A 14,769-nucleotide genomic window follows, 5' to 3' on the forward strand; every position below is an offset into this window, starting at 1 on the left:
CGTCTCTTAGAAAGTAAGAATGCGATCGTAGCTGGCCAGCATCTGCCGCAGTGCCGGCGCGTCCAGCAGGGTAACATCCAGCAACCGGTCAGCGTCAACCTTTAACCCTCGCGCAATCAGGGAGTCCTGGCAGAGATAGCACTGTTCAATGTCATACAGCGGCAGCACGCCAAAGGTCGCGGCATAGTGACGGCTCTTAATCGTCTCTGGTTGCTGATGAAGATTAAGCTGCAATACGCCATCACCAATAAAAAACAGGCCGATATCGTCACTGAGCGCGCCCGTGGCCAGCGCGGCATCCAGCCCTTCGCGCCCTGCACTGCTGCCGTGCGGCGCACGAGTAAAAACAAATGCGACACGATTCATCAGAACTGCACCATGCGTTCACAGCTCAGCGCGGCTTCCGCCAGCGCACCCAACCCACTCAGGGTAAAACCCGGCTGCAGGTTACTGCCCGCCAGCTGGAGCCGGTCCGCTTCCTGCGAATCGCTGACGCCGCGACGCAGCGCGGCCGCGACACAGATGTTCAATGCCACACCGTGCTCCTGATGCAAGGCCTGCCACGCACGTACAAGGTCAAATTCATCACTGGCAGGCGCGGTGAGCTGATTAGCATTCAGCACCCCTTCGCGATAGAAGAACACGCTGTCGAGTTGATGGCCCGCCGTCAGCAGTGCACGGGCGAACAGGTATGCACTGGTCGCCTGTTGCGTCCCATAAGCCGGGCCGGTCACCATCAGGGTGTAGCGCATTACCGATCCTGTCCCACAAAGTCGCCATTTTTAAACTGACGGATGTAGAGATAGACAGTGTGTTTCGAAATGTTCAGCCGATCCGCAACCTGGTTGATGGCATCTTTGATGTCGAAGATCCCCTTCTCATACAGGTTCAGCACAATCTGACGATTCTTGGCGTTGTTCGATACATTGCGGTCAGCACTCACCTCTTCAATGGTGAACTCCAGCGTCTGCATCACCAGATCATCAACCGAACTGGCGAAGTTGACATTGGAGTCAACCTGCTGCATCTCGGGTGGCATAAAGGTCGACATGATTTGTGAAAACGGCACATCAAGGTTCATGTTGATGCAGAGCAGGCCAATGACCCGTTGCTGACGGTTGCGAATCGCAATGGTGACAGACTTCATCAGCACGCCGCTTTTGGCGCGCGTAAAATAGGCACGGGAGACATTGCTGTCCGCGCCATGCATGTCGTGCAGCATACGCAGGGCTAAATCAGTGATAGGCGAACCGACTTTACGACCGGTGTGTTCTCCATTGGCGATACGTACGGCCGAACACTTAAGATCTTCAAGCGAATGCAGGACAATTTCACAATGCGAGCCGATCAGCATCGCCAGGCCATCCACGACAGCCTCGTACGATTTCAGAATATCGTAATCGGATTGTTCGAACGGGCGCTGCTCCAGAAGATCGAAGTCGCTCAGTTCACCCGGATTGAATGGATTAGACATTGAAGAGTATCACCCTGAATGGCTGGAGCCTGTCACAGCGGCTTATGGGCAGACTCAATATTGGGATAATTAGGCAGGCATTAGTCTGGCAAATGTCGTCGGCTTATGCCAGAGGTTTGTCGTGAAGCTAAAATGAAACCGCCGCACGGAGGCGGCGGTCAGCAGATTACTGCGCTTTTTCTGCCCCAGCAGGCGCAGGCGCCTGTGCTTTTTCATCTGCTTTAGGCGCTGGTTTGATATCAAGCAGTTCAACATCAAATACCAGGGTGGAGTTAGCCGGGATGCCCGGAACGCCATTTTTGCCGTAAGCCAGATTTGGTGGGATCACCAGCTTGATCTTGCCGCCTTTCTTCACATGCTTCAGACCTTCGGTCCAGCCTGGGATAACACCATCCAGACGGAACGAGAGTGGCTCACCACGGGTATAAGAGTTGTCGAATTCAGTACCATCAATCAGCGTACCTTTGTAGTTCACCACTACGGTATCGCTGTCTTTAGGTGCGTCGCCGGTCCCTTCTTTCTCAACTTTATACAGCAGGCCGCTTTCGGTTTTCTTCACGCCGCTCTCTTTAGCAAATTTGGTCGCGAACGCTTCACCCTTTTCAGAGTTCTCTTTCGCATCTTTTTCCATTTTCGCTGAGGCTGCGCCTTTCACGCGGCCTTCAAAGGATTGCAGCGTCTGCTCAATCTCTTCATCAGACAGTTTGCTCTTACCACCAAATGCATCCTGAACACCAGCAATCAGCTGCTGCTTATCCAGTTTGATGCCCAGTTTTTCCTGCTCCTTCAGGGAGTTGTCCATGTAGCGACCCAGTGAAGCACCCAGTGCGTAGGCAGACTGCTGGTCTTCATCTTTGAAAGCAGCATTCTTAGGTGCCTGTGGCGCGGACTGTGGCGCAGCAGCGGGTGCAGCCTGTGGGGCCGCAGCGGTGTCTGCCGCCATTGCCAGCGGAGCATTCAGTGCAACAGCCATGGTGGTAGCTAACAATGTGACTTTAAACAGTGATTTCATCCATTCTCCAAAACCGAAGCGTCTAACCTCGGGAAACATTGCGGACTTCAGGGTCCACACTATAACTTTACGTGGCAGTGGCGAACACTCCCACAATGTAATTACCCGGTCTACCTCCGACCTTTATAACATCGGGAAGTTTCATCAGAGATGATGCCGCGCAGCCTTTTTTCAAGCGCAACGCTGGAGGTAGTGAAAAAAACAGGTGATTCCTGGCATTCAGGTCGTAGAATCACGCCCCGAGTCGCACCTTAACAGAGGAACAGGTCATGCAACAATCTGAGTGGGAACAGCGTCTGGAGACGTTAGAGAGTAAACTGGCCTTTCAGGAGATGACGATCGATCAGCTAAACAGCGCAGTGGTTCAGCATGAGCTTGAGATGAATCAAATGCGTGAACAGATGCGCATTTTGACTGACAAGCTCAAAGCGAATGCGCCCTCGATGGTCGCCTCACAGTCTGAAGAGACGCCACCCCCGCACTACTGATCGCGGGCCATCTGGCCCCGGTTCAGCCGGGCTGAACCAGAGTAACGACCAAAAGAAAGGCCACCCGGAGGTGGCCTTTAAAGGACTGTTGAGACTTAGTGGCTGCAACCGCAACCGCCAGTTCCGCAACCGCCTTTACCGTGATCATGGTCGTGGTCGTGATCATGGCCGTGATCGTGGTCATGATGATGGCCATCTGCACCGTGAACATGGCCATGAGCCAGTTCTTCTGGTGTGGCTTCACGGATAGCAACCACTTCAACGTTGAAGTTCAGGTTCTGACCCGCCAGCATGTGGTTACCATCAACCACGACGTGTTCATCTTCAACTTCAGTGATTTCTACTGGCACCGGACCCTGATCGGTCTCTGCCAGGAAACGCATGCCAACCTGCAGTTCATCAACACCCATGAACACGTCTTTAGGAACGCGCTGCACCAGGTTGTCGTCATACTGACCGTAAGCATCGTTTGCCGGGATATGCACGTCAAACTTGTCGCCGGCAATGTGGTTTTCCAGCGCATTTTCCAGACCAGAAATCAGGGAACCATGACCGTGCAGGTAGTCTAACGGTGCACTCACCGGTGACTCGTCAACTAACACGCCGTCTTCTGTACGTACCTGATAGGCCAGGCTTACCACCAGGTCTTTTGCTACTTTCATGATATCTCCTAACCGTTGAGAGCTGAGATCCCGTCTCATTGGTCTATTCTTGCGTGCAATAACACCAACCAGAAAGGTTCGGGGCTGAGTACAAGAGGGATTTCACATTCTCTTGCGACTTAAGCCTTAATGGCGGTAATTGTAACGGAATTCAATCCCGCTGTAAGTTCAAGCGTAAAAAAAGCTGCCCGATTCCGCTACTCAGGATGGAAAATGCCAATAACCTGTTCATTTGAGCGAACCTGATCGCGCGCCTGCTTATCCGCCTCGCGCATCTGATGACCACACTTCACGCACTCCACCACATCAACATTATTTTCACGCCACATCGCCAGCGTGTCCTTTTCCTGACAGTGCGGGCATGTCGCACCGGCAATAAAACGTTTACGCATTAGCTTCTGCCTGTTTTAAGAGATTATTGGTCATCGTCCCAGCCGTCGAACTGCCGCTTCTCGTGCTGCATTTCGCGCTGGAAGATATCTTCCAGTTCACGCCGTGCTTCACGGACTCGTGAAGCCTGCGCCGCACTTTCAGAGAGATTAGGCATCAGCTCACGCAACATCCGCATATCAAGCCGGCGGAAATGTTGCTGGGCGCGGTGCGCCTGATGCGGATGCATCCCCAGCGTCATCAATGTTTTACGTCCCAGCTCCAGCGCACTGGAGAAGGTCTCACGCGAGAACTGCGTGACGCCTGCCTGTAACAGCTCATGGGCTTCGACGCGGCCACGGGCGCGCGCCTGAATCTGCAGCTGCGGAAAATGCTGCTGGCACAGATGCACGATCGTCATCACATCTTCAGGTTCATTGCAGGTGATGACAATTGACTGCGCGTTGGCTGCACCGGCTGCCCGAAGTAACTCCAGTTCGGTCGCATCGCCGTAATAGACCTTATAGCCATATTTCCGCATCAGACTTACCACACTGATGTCGCGCTCCAGCACGGTGATGCGTTTATTGTTCGCCATCAACAAGCGTCCCACCACCTGACCGAAGCGACCAAAGCCCACCACAATCACCTGTGGCTGATCATCTTCAACAAAGTGTTTTTCTGCATCTTCATCCGTCTCGTTGAAGCGGCGTGCCAGCAGACGATCGACTCCCTTCATCAGCAGCGGCGTGGTCATCATCGACAGCGTCACCGTCACCAGCAGCATCGGCAGTTGCTCGCCTGAGAAGAGCTTTGCGGAGGATGCCGCTGAAAATAGCACAAAGGCGAACTCACCACCCTGACTCAGCACACCCGCGAACTGCTGTCGCTCTGAACTGCGCAGGCCATAAATACGCGCCAGCACATAGAGCACCCCTGTTTTCACCGCCACCAGCGTCACCACACCCAGCAGGATGGTCACAATATGGGTATAGAGCACACCGAGATTGAGCGCCATGCCTACCGAAATAAAGAACAGGCCCAGCAGTAAACCTTTGAACGGGTCGATAGCCACTTCCAGCTCATGGCGGTATTCGCTCTCCGCCAGCAGGATCCCGGCAATAAACGTACCCAGCGCCATCGACAGGCCCAGCGCATCCATAAACAGCGCGGAACCCAGCACCAGCAGCAGCGACGCCGCGGTAAAGACCTCGCGCACGCCCGATGCGGCGATGTAACGGAAGATTGGTCGCAGCAGATAGCGTCCGCCTACCAGCATGCCGGCAAACGCCAGCACTTTCATGCCAACCTTCATCCAGTCGATATGGCCGCTGTCGGTCCCGGCCAGCAGCGGGATCAGCGCCAGGGCAGGAATAACCGCGATATCCTGGAACAGCAGCACCGAAAAGCCCAACTGACCCGCTTCGCTGCGGTTCATGCCTTTATCCATCATCAGCTGCAGCGCCATGGCGGTCGAGGACATCGCCAGGCCAATCCCACCGATGATCGCCGCCTGCCAGCTAAAATGGGTCAGCCACAATAAGCCGCCGAGAATGGCTGCGGAGAAGATGACCTGCGCCGCGCCGACCCCAAAAATGGAGCGGCGCAGCGCCCACAGCTTTGCCGGGTTCAGCTCCAGCCCGATAATAAACATCAGGAAAACCACGCCGAGCTCAGAGAAGTGAAGAATCTCGTCGACGTCGCTGATAAAACCTAATCCCCACGGGCCGATGGCGATACCCGCCACCAGATAACCCAGAACTGCACCAATACCGAGGCGAGCCGCCACCGGTACAATCAAGACCGCCGCGACCAGATAAATCACCCCCGCGGTCAGCAGCGTTTGCCCTTCCATCTATACCCCTCCATTCAGCAGCGGTGCCGCGAGCCAGTCACCATAAGCGCGGGCGTAATTTTTCAATAATTCAGGACTCTGACGACGTGCCATGTAAACAATCATCGGCGGCATCCAGTGCATACGGCACATCCGGGCGGTCAGCTCAAAAGGCCGCATAATGTCATTGAGCGAATAGCGGTTCAGACCCTGCTGCTTAAAGGCACTTTCCGGTTCGCCGGTCGTCACCACGCTGCGCCAGTATTTACCTTCAAGTGCATTGCCATCCACGCCATTGGCGAAGCCGCGGGACAGAACCCGATCCAGCCACTCTTTCAGCAATGCCGGACAGCTGTAGGTATAGAGCGGATGCTGAAAAATGATCACGTCATGTTCGCGCAGTAACTGTTGTTCATGATGAATATCGATAAAAAAATCCGGATAGGCCGCGTACAGATCGTGCACGGTGACGTGTTCCAGTGCCTGAGCCGGCTGTAACAAAATCCGATTCGCGATCGAATCCTGTGATTCCGGATGAGCATAAAGCAGCAAAACCCTGGGTGGCTGCGACATCCTTTCCCTCCAAAGCGTCGTCATTGGTGCGGTTTTCAGCTACCATGCACGACGCAGCAAAATCTCATTATGTTGCCAGTAAATTAACATATTCTGACGATACGGCGCTTACATGATTGTCTTCTCAGCCTTACAAATTCGCCGCGGCATCCGCGTCCTGCTCGACAATGCCACCGCCACCATTAATCCCGGTCAGAAGGTCGGGCTGGTGGGTAAAAACGGCTGTGGGAAATCCACGCTGCTGTCGCTGTTAAAAGGTGAAATCACCAGCGATGCCGGCACCGTCACGTTCCCCGCTCACTGGGCGCTGGCCTGGGTGAATCAGGAAACGCCAGCGCTGGATAAAGCCGCGCTGGAGTACGTGATTGATGGCGATCGCCAGTTTCGTCAGCTTGAAGCCGAGCTGGCGGACGCCAATCTGCGTGACGATGGCAATGCCATTGCGCTGCTGCATGGCCAGCTGGACGCGGTGCAGGCGTGGAGCATTCATGCGCGCGCCTCAAGCCTGTTGCACGGCCTGGGCTTCAGTCAGGAGCAGTTGCAACGGCCGGTCAGCGACTTTTCTGGTGGCTGGCGCATGCGCCTCAATCTGGCACAGGCGTTGATTTGCCGTTCCGATCTGCTGTTGCTGGATGAACCGACCAACCACCTCGATCTCGATGCGGTGATCTGGCTGGAGCGCTGGCTGAAAAGTTATGAAGGCACACTGATCCTGATCTCGCACGATCGTGACTTCCTCGATCCGGTCATCGACAAAATTATTCATATCGAACAGGAGTCGATGTTCGAATATACCGGCAACTACAGCTCCTTTGAACGGCAGCGCGTCGCCAAGCTGGCTCAGCAGCAGGCGCTGTATGAGAGTCAGCAGGAGAAAGTCGCGCATTTGCACAGCTACATTGATCGCTTCCGCGCCCAGGCGACCAAGGCGAAACAGGCACAGAGCCGCATCAAGATGCTGGAGCGCATGGAGATGATTGCGCCCGCCCATGTTGATAATCCATTCAGCTTCACCTTCCGCAAGCCGGAAAACCTGCCTAATCCACTGATGAAGATGGAGAAGGTCACCGCAGGTTATGGCGATCGAATCATTCTCGACGCGATCAAGCTCAACCTGGTGCCAGGCTCACGCATCGGCCTGCTGGGGCGTAACGGAGCCGGTAAATCCACCCTGATTAAGCTGCTGGCAGGTGAGCTGGAGGCGATGCATGGCAAGATGGGGCTGGCGAAAGGGATCAAGCTTGGTTACTTCGCCCAGCATCAGCTGGAGTACCTGCGGGCCGATGAGTCACCGCTGCAGCATCTGTCGCGCATTGCGCCTGACGTGCTGGAACAGCAGCTGCGCGACTATCTGGGCGGCTTCGATTTCCGCGGCGACAAAGTCACGGAGAACACTGAGCGCTTCTCCGGCGGTGAGAAAGCGCGACTGGTGCTGGCGCTGATTGTCTGGCAACGCCCTAACCTGCTGTTGCTCGATGAACCAACCAACCACCTGGATCTTGATATGCGCCAGGCGCTGACCGAAGCGCTGATCGACTTCGAAGGTGCACTGGTGGTGGTCTCGCATGACCGTCACCTGCTGCGCGCGACCACGGACGATCTCTATCTGGTGCATGATGGCAAAGTGGATGTGTTTGAGGGCGACCTCGAAGATTATCAGCAGTGGCTGAGCGATCTGCAGAAACAGCAGGCGCAACAGGATGCCGCGCCGAAACTGGATAACGGTAACAGCGCCCAGGCGCGTAAAGATCAAAAGCGACGTGATGCCGAACTGCGCACCCAGACCCAGCCGCTGCGCAAAGAGATAGAGAAGCTGGAAAAGCAGATGAGCAAATGGCAGAGCCAGCTGGCCGATGCCGAAGCGCAGCTCGCAGACAGTGCGATTTATGATCAGAGCCGAAAAGCGGACCTGACCACTGCACTCAAGCGGCAGGCGGAAAGTAAATCTGCGCTGGAAGAGGTTGAGATGGCGTGGCTGGAAGCACAGGAACAGCTCGAACAGATTATGGCCTCATAAAAAATCTCCCCGCTTGCGGGGAGATGCTTTTTAACGGGGTTTGTCGCCCAGTACCGTTGCCCGCTGCATGATCCGACGGGCCGGATAATAGTCGGCATTGGCATAATGCTGCGTGACCCGATTATCCCAGATAGCCAGATCGTCTGGCTGCCAGCGCCAGCGCACCTGAAACTCCGGTTTGGTGGCGTGCGCAAACAGGAAGCCCAGCACCGCATCACTCTCCTTCTCGCTTAAATCCAGGATCCGCGTGGTAAAGCCTTCATTCACAAACAGCGCTTTTTTGCCGCTGACCGGATGCGTGCGGATTACCGGATGCTGCACGGGTGGATGTTTTGCCACCGCCTGCTGCCAGCGCAGATGTTCTTCCTCCGTTTTGCGGTACTTATACTCCTGGAATGATTTTTTAAAATCATGCTCGGCGCGGAGACCCTCCAGCAACTGCTTAAAAGGCACTGACAGCGCCTCGTAAGCGGCGATGCCACTGGTCCAAAGCGTGTCACCGCCCGCTTCCGGTAAGACTTTGGAGGCCAGCAGCGCGACAGCCGGCGGTGTTTCGATAAAGGTGACATCGGTGTGCCAGTTGTCATTATCCGGCGGATTATCCTGATGGGTATCGAGCACGATAATCTCTTCGACGCCCTCCGCATGGGGATAGACCGGATGGATATGCAGGTCGCCAAAACGGATCGCCAGTGCGCGATGCTGTTCCGGCGTTATTTTCTGGTCCCGCAGAAACAGCACCTGATGACGCAGCAAGCCATGATACAACTGCTCAAACTGCGCATCACTCAATGGCCGTGAGACATCCAGGTTTGAGACCTGCGCGCCTATGTAAGGGCCAAGCGGGGTAAAACTCAGACGTTCATTCATGATTGTTCTCCACTCCAGGGCGTCAGACGGCGCTGCAACGCACGAAGCCCGAGTTCTAAGCTAAAAGCGATAAAAGCGATCACGGCGATACCCGCCAGCACCACATCGGTGGCGAGGAATTCTCCCGCTGACTGCACCATAAAACCGAGGCCACGCGTGGCGGCAATCAGCTCCGCCGCCACCAGCGTTGACCAGCCCACCCCGAGCCCAATGCGCAGGCCGGTCAGAATCTCCGGCAGCGCGCCCGGCAGAATCACCCAGCGCAGCAGCTGCCAGCGGTTAGCTCCCAGCGAGCGCGCCGCACGAATCCGTACCTGCTGGGTGTTACGCACCCCGGCCAGCGTGGAGAGCGTCACCGGCGCGAAGATGGCCAGGCTGATCAGCAGGATTTTCGACGTCTCACCAATGCCAAACCAGATCACCATCAGCGGCAGATAGGCAAGTGGCGGAATCGGGCGATAAAGCTCAATAAGCGGATCAAGCAGACCGCGAGCTACCGGGCTGAGGCCCATCATAATCCCCACCGGAATGCCGCTGACGGCCGCCGCGGTCAGCGCAATCAGCATCCGCGTCAGGCTGGCGGCCAGATGCTGCCACAGCGTGGCATCCATAAAGCCCTGGGCGCTGGCAATCAGCAGCAGCTTGCTGAACACCTGCTGTGGCGACGGCAGGAACAGCGGAGCAATCAGGCCCAGCGCGGTCACGCCCCACCAGAGCAGCAACAGCAGAGAGAGACTCAGCATGCTCAGCGTGAACGTGGTTGAAAATGGCCAGCGCAAACGACGGCGCACCGGCAGAGACTTGTCGTGGATTAACGCGCTCATGCAAACGCCTCCCGCTGGTCAAATACGCGGCTCAGCACATATTCGCGCTGGGCGATAAACTGCGGATCGGATTTTATGCTGCGGCACGACTCACCTGCGGCAAAGCGCTGACCAAAGCCGGGCCGCAAGCGTTCCACGATGCGGCCGGGTCCTGGCGACAGCAGAATCAGTTCGCTGGCCAGGAAAATAGCCTCTTCTATATCGTGCGTAATCAGCAGGATCTGTTTACCGCTGTCGCGCCACAGCGTCAGCAGCAGGGTCTGCATCTGCTCGCGGGTAAAGGCATCCAGTGCGCCAAATGGCTCGTCAAGCAGCAGCAGTTGCGGATCGGTCGCCAGCGCGCGTGCAATGCCGACCCGCTGCCGCTGACCGCCTGACAACTGCCAGATGGCGCGCTTCTCCGCCCCTTCCAGCCCCACCTGCCTGATGAGCTTCCGTGCGATGGCCTCGCGCGCCGGACGCGACATCCCCGCCAGCTGCAGACCAAAGGCAACGTTATCCAGCACGTTACGCCATGGCAGTAAGCCTTCATGCTGAAACACCACGCCGCGCTCCGCACCAGGCCCCGTCACTGGCTGGTTATCCAGCGTGATGCTGCCCGACTCCACCGGCAGAAATCCGGCAACCAGATTGAGCAGCGTGGTTTTGCCGCAGCCGGAGGGGCCGAGCACCACCAGCAGTTCATGGCTATCCAGCTGCAGATTGATATCCTGCAACACCGGTTGTCCGGCATAACGGGCATGAAGATGAGCGATACGCAGCATCGTGCCTCCTTAGGGTTTAACTAATGGTGCGACGAAACGGGAGGTCACATAGCTGCTGTAGTCGTTATCCGCCTGCGGCACCCGGCCCTGTGCTTTCAGAAACTGCGCAGTATCGACGATCGCTTTATTGACCGGTTTGCCCAGCTGCTCAACCTGCTGCTGCGCCGTGAGGTAGGTATTGCCCTTCACCAGATCCGGCACCTGCGCTTCCGGCACACCGCTAAGGCGGGAGAGTTTGCTGAGATTATCGGGCTGCTTCAGCCAGCTATCGGGGCTGTTAAGATAGGCCTGCTGCGCATCAAGCGCGCTGCGGGCAAATGCGGTCACGATCTCCGGATGCTGCTCAGCGAAATCTTTGCGGACCACCCAGACATCCAGCGTCGGCGATCCCCAGCTCCCCACTGCCGCCGAGTCGGTCAGCACTTTGCCCTGTTTTTCCAGTTCATTCACCGCAGGCGCCCAGACGTAAGCGCCATCAATGTCGCCACGCTGCCACGCCGCGATAATCGCAGGCGGCTGCAGATTAACCAGCTGTACCTGCGACGGCTTGATGCCCCAGTGTTTCAGTGCAGCAAGCAGGCTGTAGTGAGTGGTAGAGATGAACGGCACCGCGATGCGCTTGCCGATGAGATCGTTGGGAGTGATGATGTTCTTCTTTACCACCAGCGCTTCAGAGTTGCCCAGCTGTGAGGCAAGCAGAAACGCTTCGATTGGCAGCTTTTGCGCCGCTGCGACCGCTAACGGACTGGAGCCGATATTGCCAATCTGGACGTCGCCGGACGCCAGCGCGCGCAATACGCCTGCACCGCTGTCAAACTTACGCCAGTCGACGCTGGCCCCGCTCTCTTTGGCAAAACTGCCATCAGCCTGTGCCACTTTCGCCGGTTCGGCAGAGGTCTGGTACGCAACGGTGACATTGACTGCATCAGCCCGAAACGCCAGCAGCGCCATCGCTGCGGCTAAGAAAGTTAAACGTGTTGCTGCCATGATCACTACCCCACCGGTTTTATCGTGGAGGCAGTGTCTCTGCACGCAATAGTTTCATAAAGGAATTAAAAATTATCCCTAATAGAAATAAGTTCTTAGATTACTATCTGCAAAACTAAGCTGAAAATCGCAAATGCTGAAAATAGCTAAAGTAAGCAAAAATGTCAGGCGCTCACATTGTGCCTGTGTTATTGATATGCGTTCCCAATTATTGCCTGTTAAGGTCTTTAAATCCGATGTCGATCGAGAAAGTCGCTCAGCTGGCTGGCGTTTCCAAAGCCACGGTATCGCGGGTTCTCAACGCGCATCCCGGCGTAAAGCCCGATACGCGTGAGAAAGTTCTGGCGGCAATCTCTGCCTGCGACTATCAGCCCAACTTACTGGCACGTCAGCTGCGGACGGCACAAAGCCACATGCTGCTGGTGCTGATCTCGGATATTACCAACCCCTTCTGTTCGCGCGTGGTTCAGGGCATTGAAGCCGAAGCAGAACTGCACGGCTATCACATTCTGCTTTGCAACTCCGCCTCGCAGCTTCAGCGTGAAGCCGCCTATCTTTCGCTGCTGACCGGAAAAGTGGTGGATGGTGTAATAACGATGGATGCCGCATCAGGGTTGCAGGATTTGCAGGCGCTGATCGCCGGGGCGCCCTGGGTGCAATGCTGTGAATTTGATCCGGATATTCCCGCCTCCTCGGTCAGCATTGATCACCTTGAAGCCGCGCGTGACACCATCCATTACCTCGCGGGTAAAGGGCGGAAACGCATTGGGCTGGTCAATGGCGACATGCGTTACCTCTACTCGCATCATCGTGAAAAGGGCTACCGCCAGGCCATTGAGGAGCTGGGCTATGCGTGGTCCGCCGTCTCCTATACCTATGAAATCTCCCCAGAGGCAGGCATTCAGGCGATGAAGGAATTAATGGCATTGCCGGAACCGCCGGATGCGGTGTTTGCGGTTTCAGATGTGCTGGCGATGGGCGTGGTGCATGCGGCGCTGGAAGCGGGTCTGCGCGTGCCGGAAGATCTGGCGGTGGTGGGGTTTGACGGAGTGCCCTTTACCCGCAGCCTGAATCCGCCACTGACTACCATTGAACAGCCGATGAATCAGCTGGGCGCACGCAGCGTACAGCTGCTGCTGCAGAAGATCCGCAACCCGAACGCGCCGGTGATGCGTGAGGTGCTGCCCTGGACGCGCGTTGAACGCGCATCCAGCTGACTCAGTGCCAGATTAATAGCACGCAGGCAGCGGTCAGCAGCCCCATGGCGAGGTTAAATATTCTCCAGGCGCGGCGACTGCGCAGAATGCGACCAATCATCGCGCCAAATCCCATCCAGATGACGCCCGACACCAGATTAACCAGAAACATACCGACGCTTATGGCCATCACGGAATGACGATACGCATCACCGGCCAGACTGAAGCTGGCGACCGCGCCCAGCGCCATCAGCCAGGCTTTGGGGTTGATCAGCTGTAGCAGCCCGCCCTGCCAGAACGGCATTGGCGCATCCGGTGCCTGGTCAGTTTCCAGCTTTGCATAGCTGGCGGTGGCTATCTTCCACGCCAGCCAGAGCAGATAGAGGCTACCGGCGATTTTCAGCATCAGATGCAGCGAGGGATAGAGCAGGATCAAACCGCCTACGCCAAAGGCCACCATCAGCAGCATCACCTGCATGCCGATCATGATGCCGATCATCAGCGGAATCGTGCGCAGAAAGCCAAAATTAGCGCCCGAGGCGGTGAGTAACATATTATTGGGGCCTGGCGTAATGGCCGCGACCCACAGAAATCCCAACATTGATAAGAAAAGACTCAGTTCCATGGCAATCGGGTACTCCTTACCCTGCAATAAAAAACTTATCGAAGCTAACAGTGTGATATGGAACAGACAAGCTTTTACCACATGAAATTTACCGGCCCGGAAAACGAGCAGTTCAGACCACCTGACACGCTGCGTAACGCGCATCTGCAGACGATGCTGCCGCGCCTGTTACGTCGCCGTATCACCTTCGCTCCTCACTGGCAGCGTCTCGATCTGCCCGATGGCGATTTCGTCGATCTCGCCTGGAGCGAAGATCCGCAGCTGGCGCAGCATAAACCGCGCGTGGTGCTGTTTCATGGACTGGAGGGCAGCTTTCAGAGTCCCTATATTCATGGCCTGATGGCGATCTGCCGCGCACGCGGCTGGCTGGCAGTAGTGATGCATTTTCGCGGCTGCAGCGGCGAACCTAACCGGCTGAACCGCATCTATCACTCCGGCGAAACTGAAGATGCCCGCTTCTTCCTGCGCTGGCTGCGCACCCGCTGGGGTCATGTGCCTACCGCCGCCGTGGGTTTCTCGCTGGGCGGCAACATGCTGGGCTGCCTGCTCGGCCAGCAGGGTGCCGCAGCGGAGGTAGATGCCGCCGTGATTGTCTCCGCCCCGCTGCTGCTGGAACCGTGCAGCGTGAAACTGGAACGCGGCTTCTCGCGCTTCTATCAGTACTACCTGCTGGCGCAGCTCAAGAAAAATGCCCGCCGCAAACTGCATGCCTGGCCGGACACCCTGCCGGTTAATCTGGCACAGCTCAAAGCGATGCGGCGACTGCGCGATTTTGATGATGCGATTACAGCCCGCGCCCACGGTTTTGTCGATGCAGCAGATTACTATCATCGTGCCAGCGCCATGCCCTGGCTGAAACACACAGAGAAACCGCTGCTGATTATCCACGCCAAAGACGATCCCTTTATGAGTGATGAGGTGATCCCGCACAGCAGCCAATTATCTGCCACTATTACTTATCAACTGACACCCCACGGCGGCCACGTCGGTTTTGTCGGCGGAACGCTACGCCAGCCTGAAATGTGGCTGGAACAGCGCATCCCGCAGTGGATCGCCCCTTTTCTGGATAACTGA

Annotated in this window: 17 protein-coding genes; 4 read left to right on the forward strand and 13 right to left on the reverse strand. The window is 56.4% G+C overall.

Annotation, left to right across the window (positions count from 1 at the left end):
- Nucleotides 1-6 precede the first annotated feature (6 nt).
- The 4 genes from tusC to fkpA all read right to left on the reverse strand — a co-directional run bounded on the left by tusC (nucleotide 7) and on the right by fkpA (nucleotide 2,486).
- Nucleotides 7-366 carry a sulfurtransferase complex subunit TusC gene (gene tusC, locus AC6I77_RS17390; RefSeq protein ID WP_008926258.1) on the reverse strand — a complete coding sequence of 120 codons (360 nt, stop codon included), beginning with the start codon at nucleotides 364-366 and terminating at the stop codon, nucleotides 7-9.
- Complete coding sequence (tusD, locus tag AC6I77_RS17395; RefSeq protein WP_008926259.1) at nucleotides 366-752, reverse strand: sulfurtransferase complex subunit TusD; 387 nt, start codon at nucleotides 750-752, stop codon at nucleotides 366-368. The genes tusC and tusD overlap by 1 nt, the downstream gene beginning before the upstream one ends.
- Nucleotides 752-1,474, reverse strand: coding sequence for a helix-turn-helix transcriptional regulator (locus AC6I77_RS17400; RefSeq protein ID WP_003852919.1), 723 nt, complete (start codon nucleotides 1,472-1,474; stop codon nucleotides 752-754). The genes tusD and AC6I77_RS17400 overlap by 1 nt, the downstream gene beginning before the upstream one ends.
- Nucleotides 1,475-1,640: 166 nt before the next feature.
- Nucleotides 1,641-2,486, reverse strand: a complete 846-nt coding sequence (gene fkpA / locus AC6I77_RS17405) for an FKBP-type peptidyl-prolyl cis-trans isomerase (protein ID WP_497817168.1) — start codon at nucleotides 2,484-2,486, stop codon at nucleotides 1,641-1,643.
- Nucleotides 2,487-2,755: 269 nt separating this feature from the next.
- Between fkpA and AC6I77_RS17410 the strand changes: the two genes are divergently transcribed.
- A complete protein-coding gene (locus AC6I77_RS17410) occupies nucleotides 2,756-2,974 on the forward strand; it encodes a SlyX family protein (RefSeq protein WP_497817169.1) in 219 nt (72 codons plus the stop codon).
- A gap of 95 nt (nucleotides 2,975-3,069) precedes the next feature.
- Here the strand turns inward: AC6I77_RS17410 and slyD are convergent, their stop codons facing one another.
- The 4 genes from slyD to kefG form a co-directional block, all read right to left on the reverse strand.
- Complete coding sequence (gene slyD / locus AC6I77_RS17415; RefSeq protein ID WP_003852924.1) at nucleotides 3,070-3,636, reverse strand: peptidylprolyl isomerase; 567 nt, start codon at nucleotides 3,634-3,636, stop codon at nucleotides 3,070-3,072.
- 197 nt (nucleotides 3,637-3,833) lie between these two features.
- Nucleotides 3,834-4,028 carry a YheV family putative zinc ribbon protein gene (locus tag AC6I77_RS17420; RefSeq protein ID WP_003852926.1) on the reverse strand — a complete coding sequence of 65 codons (195 nt, stop codon included), beginning with the start codon at nucleotides 4,026-4,028 and terminating at the stop codon, nucleotides 3,834-3,836.
- Nucleotides 4,029-4,051: 23 nt separating this feature from the next.
- Entirely contained in the window at nucleotides 4,052-5,860 is a 1,809-nt protein-coding gene (kefB, locus tag AC6I77_RS17425; protein WP_003852928.1) for a glutathione-regulated potassium-efflux system protein KefB, read from the reverse strand.
- Nucleotides 5,861-6,412: a glutathione-regulated potassium-efflux system ancillary protein KefG gene (gene kefG / locus AC6I77_RS17430; protein ID WP_003852930.1), complete on the reverse strand. Its 552-nt coding sequence runs from the start codon at nucleotides 6,410-6,412 to the stop codon at nucleotides 5,861-5,863.
- A gap of 112 nt (nucleotides 6,413-6,524) precedes the next feature.
- Between kefG and AC6I77_RS17435 the strand changes: the two genes are divergently transcribed.
- A complete protein-coding gene (locus AC6I77_RS17435) occupies nucleotides 6,525-8,429 on the forward strand; it encodes an ABC transporter ATP-binding protein (RefSeq protein WP_003852931.1) in 1,905 nt (634 codons plus the stop codon).
- 30 nt (nucleotides 8,430-8,459) lie between these two features.
- Here the strand turns inward: AC6I77_RS17435 and tauD are convergent, their stop codons facing one another.
- The 4 genes from tauD to tauA are packed head-to-tail and all read right to left on the reverse strand — an operon-like array spanning nucleotide 8,460 to nucleotide 11,874.
- Nucleotides 8,460-9,299 (reverse strand): taurine dioxygenase, encoded by an 840-nt coding sequence (gene tauD / locus AC6I77_RS17440; protein WP_003852933.1) that lies wholly within the window; start codon nucleotides 9,297-9,299, stop codon nucleotides 8,460-8,462.
- Nucleotides 9,296-10,123, reverse strand: coding sequence for a taurine ABC transporter permease TauC (gene tauC / locus AC6I77_RS17445; RefSeq protein WP_110410952.1), 828 nt, complete (start codon nucleotides 10,121-10,123; stop codon nucleotides 9,296-9,298). The genes tauD and tauC overlap by 4 nt, the downstream gene beginning before the upstream one ends.
- Nucleotides 10,120-10,887: a taurine ABC transporter ATP-binding subunit gene (gene tauB, locus AC6I77_RS17450; RefSeq protein ID WP_039660809.1), complete on the reverse strand. Its 768-nt coding sequence runs from the start codon at nucleotides 10,885-10,887 to the stop codon at nucleotides 10,120-10,122. The genes tauC and tauB overlap by 4 nt, the downstream gene beginning before the upstream one ends.
- 9 nt (nucleotides 10,888-10,896) lie before the next feature.
- Nucleotides 10,897-11,874, reverse strand: coding sequence for a taurine ABC transporter substrate-binding protein (gene tauA, locus AC6I77_RS17455; protein WP_082040849.1), 978 nt, complete (start codon nucleotides 11,872-11,874; stop codon nucleotides 10,897-10,899).
- Between the two features lie 236 nt (nucleotides 11,875-12,110).
- Here tauA and AC6I77_RS17460 point away from each other — a divergent pair, with 236 nt between their 5' ends.
- Nucleotides 12,111-13,091 carry a LacI family DNA-binding transcriptional regulator gene (locus tag AC6I77_RS17460; RefSeq protein ID WP_105099974.1) on the forward strand — a complete coding sequence of 327 codons (981 nt, stop codon included), beginning with the start codon at nucleotides 12,111-12,113 and terminating at the stop codon, nucleotides 13,089-13,091.
- Nucleotide 13,092: 1 nt separating this feature from the next.
- Here AC6I77_RS17460 and AC6I77_RS17465 read toward each other — a convergent pair whose 3' ends face one another.
- On the reverse strand, nucleotides 13,093-13,695 hold the full coding sequence (locus AC6I77_RS17465; RefSeq protein ID WP_003852942.1) for a LysE family translocator: 603 nt from the start codon (nucleotides 13,693-13,695) through the stop codon (nucleotides 13,093-13,095).
- Nucleotides 13,696-13,752: 57 nt separating this feature from the next.
- Between AC6I77_RS17465 and AC6I77_RS17470 the strand changes: the two genes are divergently transcribed.
- Entirely contained in the window at nucleotides 13,753-14,769 is a 1,017-nt protein-coding gene (locus AC6I77_RS17470; RefSeq protein WP_154926859.1) for a hydrolase, read from the forward strand.

The sequence above is a fragment of the Pantoea sp. X-Soil-ISGK-259 genome, from assembly GCF_059730705.1.